Genomic DNA, 6,133 nt, shown 5'->3' with positions numbered 1-6,133 from the left:
TCCGAGTACTGGGCGGCCTCAAGCAGCGCCGTAGCGATCTGCTGCGCTTCTTCCACGAAACCATAGCGAACCAGGCCAGCCGCAATGATGGCGTTGTCATGCGGCCAGACCGAGCCGTTGTGGTAGCTCGCCGGATTGTAAGCCCCCATGTCGGAAGCCAGGGTGCGAACGCCCCAGCCGGAGAACATCTCCGGGGACATCAGTTTCTCGGCCACCAGCGGCGCCTTGTCCTCATCCACCAGACCGAACCAGAGGCAGTGGCCCATATTAGAGGCGCAGGCATCCACCGGGCGTTTGTCCTTATCCAGTGCGATCGCGTAGTACCCGCGATCGGGCAGCCAGAACTGTTCGTTGAACCGTCTTTTTAGCTGCGCCGCCCGCTCGGTGAGCTCGTCACCCATCGGCGCGTCGCCGACGTCGTAGGCCATCCAAGCACGCGCCATGTACGCCGAGTAGACGTAGGCTTGGACCTCGCACAGGGCGATCGGCGATTCCGCCAAGGTGCCGTCCGCGAAGTTGATCCCGTCCCAGGAATCCTTCCAGCCCTGGTTGATCAACCCCCGATCATTCAGGCGTTCATATTCGACGAAGCCGTCACCGTCGCGGTCCCCGTAGTCCCGGATCCAGTCCATGGCCCGGTCCGCGTTGGGCAACAGGGCTGCAATGGTCTCCTTGGCAAAGCCCCAGCGGCTGACGGCCCCGAGCACGCTCACAAACAGCGGGGTCGCATCGACGCTGCCATAATATTCCGGTTTACCGCCCAAGGACAGGCCGCTGGAGACGCCCAGCCGGACCTCGTGGAGGATTTTTCCCGGTTCCTCCTCGCTCATCGGGTCCACCACCCGGCCCTGGCGGTCGGCCAGCGTCTGCAGGGTGCCCAGGGCCAGGGATGGGTCCACCGGCAGAGCCATCTCCGAGGCCCAGAGTGAGTCGCGGCCGAACAGGGTCATGAACCAGGGCGCCCCGGCGGCGACCACCACCCGGTCCGTATGGTCGGGGTCTTCGATCCTGAGCGCGCCCAGATCGTCGTAACTGCGCTGCAGGGTGCGTTCGATGGAACGGTTGCCCATCTGCAGCACCGGAATCCTCGCCACCCAGTCCATCCGGCGCCGGTCCCGCGGAGAAATATCGCCCGGTGCCGGATGAACAAACGGTGCAGCTGTGCCGGTTCCGTCCACGGCAGGCACCACGCTCAGCATGGTGCTCCAGTGGCCGTGCGCCGGGACAATTGTGCGATATGTCAACGCTTCGGCACCAACGTGGTCGGCGCCGTCGGCGTTGATGACGATCCCCTTGCGGGCATCCTGCCAGGTGCCCCTGATCGTCAGCGAACCTGCGTCCGGCTGCCGGGTCTGGTCCCAGTGCCGCTGGATGCGCGCTTCCTTGACCTCGAACAGATCGGCGAAATCCGCTTCGACGGTGAGGGAGACCACGCATTCGACCGGATCCAGCGAGTAGTTCCGTACCGTAATCTCCTCCGTGATGCCGGCACCCACCTCGCGCAGCCGCTCCACCAGCAGCGGGCTGTCCGCATACCCGTCCGAGCGGGCAACACGTCCCGCAAACAGCGCCCGGTAGGGTTCCTTGGTTTCCGCCGCCAACGGTTCCAGCACCTGGCCGTTGACGGTCAGGCTCCAGCGGGACAGGATTCGCGTGTCCTGGAAGAAGACCCCGTGCGGGAGTTCGGGTTGGATGTCCCCGTTCGGCAGGGAGATGCAGAAGGATGAACCTTCCACCAACGTGACGGTCCCGGCGCCCAGTGGCCCGGCCGCCGTATCGGCATTCCATCCAGCCATTTCCGGCTCCTCGAACGGATTGGCACCATACGGCCAGCGCGCCGGTCCTTGGTCAGGCTGCGGCCACCGCCGTCGTTCCATTCGAACGCTACGCCCGTCGGTTCACGGTTGCCAGAGCAGTGCCTTTAAGGATCGCGTGAGAGTTGTATACGGCGGCAATGAGTAGGCCAGGTTTACTCAAACCGTCCCTTTCATCCACCGGCGGATCTGTGCCATCGCGATCGGCCACGGCATGGCCAGCCGCCGCCGGGACCTCCACAGGTCCGGACAGCGGCCGGCCATTTTACGTGCCATGGGACCTCAGGCCCTGGGCACCGCTCCTAAGGCCACAGCGCGCGCAGGATCTGCCGGCGCAGGGTCGTCGTGGTACCGGCGCAGAGGCCGTCCTGCGGTCTCAGGCATGAGGAAGGTGGCGACGAGGAATGACGCGACGGCGATGGTTGCGACGTAGATCGCCGGGGAGAGCGAGTATCCGGTTCCGGCGACAAGCCACGTTGCCACGAAAGGTGCGGTGCCGCCGAAGATGGCGTAGGTGATGTTGTAGCAGGTGCCAGATGCCGCGAAGCGCACGTCGGTCGAGAACATTTCCGACATCAGGACCGAGGTCACCACATTAGCCGTCACGGCACCGAGTCCAATGAGCAGTTGGCTGACGACGGCGGTAGCGAACGTTCCCTGCTCAGCGATCATGTACGCCGGAATGGTGAGGATGGCCAGGAGGCCGGCGGCGGTCTGCATGGTGCGGCGGCGCCCTATGCGATCCGAGACACGGCCCATGACGGGGGCCAGCGCCGTTGCAAGGGTCAGCGAGATCAAGCTCGAGAACAGGGCAAGGTGCGGGGGCAGGCCGACCACCTTGATCAGGAAGGTCGACATGTACGTGGAGTAGATGTAGAAGGAGAGCGCCGTGAGCATCACGAACCCGCCGAGACGCAGCATCGCGGGCCACTGGGTGCGGAAGACGACTCCCAAAGACGGGGCGGGCCGGGCGGCGGAATCATCGAGCATCGCCTGGAACTCGGGAGACTCGTGGAGTTTGGCGCGAATGTAGAAGGCGATCAGGCCCATCGGCACAGACAGCAGGAAGAGGATGCGCCAGCCCCAATCACCCATAGCCGCGGCCGGCAGGAAGAAGCTGAGCAGCGCGCCGAGTCCGGCGGCGAGGGCGAACGAGGAGAACGTCGCCGCGGACATGGCGGACGAGTAGCGCGCCCTGTGGTTGTCCGGGCTGTGCTCGACGACGTAAATGGTGGCGCCGGCGTATTCGCCGCCGGCGGAAAAGCCCTGCAAACACCGCGCAAGCACCAGCAGGACGGCGGCCCAGATGCCGATCGTCTCGTGGCTTGGGATGAGCCCGATCGCGGCCGTGGATCCGGACATCAGCAGGACGGTCAGCACCAGGATCTTTTTACGTCCAAGGCGGTCGCCCAGGCGTCCAAAGAAGATGCCGCCCAAGGGCCGGAGCGCGAACGCGACCGCGAATACGGCGAATGTCTCGAGCAGACCCGTGACCGGATCCGTGGATGAAAAGAAGGTGGCGGCAATGTGGGTTGCCATGTAGCCGTAGATGGCGAAGTCGAACCACTCCACCACGGTGCCGGCAAAAGAGGCCCGCACCACCTTACGCAGGCGCTCCGGACTCACCTTCTCCAGGGAATTATCTGCAAGATCGCGTTCCATGTTGTCTCCATTCAGGGGATGGTGCCAATTTAGTCGGATGGCAACGCGCCTTCCAAAGCGCATTTTGTTGCTCACCAACCAAATTAGTTGCTTTTTGCGCAACTTGGATTGCTGGCCCGTTACGGCCATGTAAATCCGTTACTTCCACCCCATAGGTAGGTCATTGCTGCCGCTTCATGCCCGCCGCATGGTTCCAATGGGAGCAACTCAAGGTCCTTGGAGTTCGCCGGGTGGTGTCGGGCGCGGGAGTTCTGACCAATCAGTCCTTGCCGGCCTGCCGGGGTCGACGTTCCAGGCGGCGAGATGAGCCGGTCGGAGGCCAGGATGTGGATCACCCCAGCATTGGTGGTGTTGATCCACACGGCTCCGGCAGCGACAGCGCCGGTGATCAAGCAGGTTGCCGATGATCGCTCCGACCTGGCCGGTGGCGGAGCTGCCCGTTGCGCGGATGAGAGCTGCTCCGCTTCCGGCACGCCCCGTAGGTGTCATTGAGGCCGTTTCAAGCCCCCAACTCACACTTTGAAGTACTTCGCCTCCGGGTGGTGGAAAACGAACGCGTCGGTGGACTGTTCGGGGTGCAGCATCAGCTCATCGCTGAGGATCACGCCCATCCGCTCGGGCTTCAGCAGCTCCGTCACCTTTCGGCGGTCCTCCATATCGGGGCATGCGGGGTATCCGAGCGAGAACCGTGCACCGCGGTACTCGAGCTTGAACAGGCCGGCTTTGTCCTTCGGCTCCTCAGAAGCGAAGCCCAGCTCGGAGCGGATGCGAGCGTGCCAGAATTCCGCCAGCGCCTCGGTGAGCTGCATGACCAGGCCGTTGAGCTCGTAGTAGTCGCGGTAGTGGTCGCCGGCGAAGAGCTTGGCCGTCACCTCATCAACGTTGCCGCCGGCGGTGACCAGCTGCACCGGCAGGACGTCAATCTGCCCCGATTCGCGCGGGCGGACGAAGTCCGCGAGGCACAAGTGGCGGTCGCGGCGCTGGCGCGGGAAGTCGAAACGCAGGCGTTCGGTGCCGATCGGACCGTCTGAACCACCGTCAGGGGCGAGCAGACCCGCGGTGCCCAGGACGCCGTCGGGATCCGTGCCGTGGTGCAGCACCACCACCTGCTCCCCCTCGGAGACCACCGGGAAGTAGCCGTATGCCACGGAGGCGTCGAGCATTCCCTCGCCCAGGATGCGGTCCATCCAGTACCGCAGGCGCGGCCGGCCCTCGCGTTCCACCAGTTCCTCGTAGGAGGCGCCGTCCTCGCCGCGGCCGGGCTTGAGCCCCCACTGCCCCATGAAGGTGGCGCGCTCGTCGAGGAACGCCGCGAAGTCGTGGAGCGCCACGCCGCGGACGATGCGCGTGCCCCAGAACGGCGGCGACGGCACCAGGTTGTCGGAGGCGACGTCGGACCGTCCGGGCATTGCCTCGGGCTCCGTCAGGGTGAGTGATGAGCCCTTTCGGTGGATCCGCTTCTTCAGCGCGGGCAGGCCGACTTCGGTGGGCTCTGCACCGCGGGCCACCTTCACCAGCGGCTCCATGAGTGAGAGGCCTTCAAAGGCGTCCTTCGCGTACCGGACTTCGCCGTCGAACTGTCCCGCGAGATCGCTTTCGACGTAGGCGCGGGTCAGGGCTGCGCCGCCGAGGATGATCGGCCACCGCTTGGCGAGCCCGCGGGACTGCAGCTCCGCGAGGTTTTCCTTCATCACCACGGTGGATTTCACGAGCAGCCCGGACATGCCGATCACGTCCGCATTGTGCTTCTCGGCCGCGGCGATGATGTCGGCGATCGGCTGCTTGATGCCGAGGTTGATCACCTTGTAGCCGTTGTTGGTGAGGATGATGTCCACCAGGTTCTTGCCGATGTCGTGCACATCGCCGCGCACGGTGGCAATCACCATGGTGCCCTTGCCCGAGGAATCGGACTTCTCCATGTGCGGCTCGAGCAGCGCCACGGCGGTCTTCATGACCTCGGCGGACTGCAGCACGAACGGCAGCTGCATCTCGCCGGCGCCGAAGCGTTCGCCCACAACCTTCATGCCCTCGAGCAGCTGGTCGTTGATGATGGACAGCGGGGTCATGCCTTCGCTGCGTGCGAGGTCGAGGTCCTCTTCAAGGCCTTTGCCTTCGCCGTCGATGATGCGCCGCGCCAGGCGTTCGCCGGTGGGCAGCGCCGCGAGTTCCGCCGCGCGCTGGTCCTTCAGCGCTGCGGTGTCGACGCCGGCGAAGAGGTCCAGCATGATGTTCAGGGGGTCGTATGTGACGTTGCCGTCGGCGTCGTATTCGCGGCGGTCCCACACGAGATCCAGGGCAACCTTGCGCTGCTCCTCCGGCAACGTAGCGAGGGGCACGATCTTGGCGGCGTCGATGATGCCGCTGGACAGGCCTGCCTCCACGGCCTCGTGCAGGAACACCGAGTTCAGGACCATGCGCGCTGCCGGGTTCAGGCCGAAGGACACGTTGGAGACGCCGAGCGTGGTGTGGATGCCGGGGTACTTGGCGTTGATCTGGCGGATGGCCTCGATGGTTTCGATGCCGTCCCGGCGGGTTTCCTCCTGGCCGGTGGCGATGGGGAAGGTCAGGGCGTCGACGATGATGTCCTCCACCCGCATGCCCCACTGGCCCACCAGGTCGTCGATGAGGCGGGAGGCGATGGCCACCTTGCCCTCGGT

General features: G+C 65.1%; 3 protein-coding genes. All 3 read right to left on the bottom strand.

Annotated features, from left to right (window positions below; translation table 11 throughout):
- A partial coding sequence (locus tag DBR22_RS08260; protein WP_108598620.1) for an amylo-alpha-1,6-glucosidase occupies positions 1-1,796 on the bottom strand: 1,796 nt, incomplete at its 3' end.
- A 300-nt stretch (positions 1,797-2,096) separates the two neighbouring features.
- On the bottom strand, positions 2,097-3,476 hold the full coding sequence (locus tag DBR22_RS08255; RefSeq protein WP_181365082.1) for an MFS transporter: 1,380 nt from the start codon (positions 3,474-3,476) through the stop codon (positions 2,097-2,099).
- Between the two features lie 512 nt (positions 3,477-3,988).
- Positions 3,989-6,133, bottom strand: a 2,145-nt coding sequence (locus tag DBR22_RS08250) for a vitamin B12 dependent-methionine synthase activation domain-containing protein (RefSeq protein WP_181365081.1), incomplete at its 5' end; no start/stop codon positions are given.

It is taken from the genome of Arthrobacter sp. HMWF013 (genome assembly GCF_003061105.1).
Taxonomy (GTDB): Bacteria; Actinomycetota; Actinomycetes; order Actinomycetales; family Micrococcaceae; genus Arthrobacter.
This window is presented reverse-complemented; position numbering and strand designations above follow the sequence as displayed.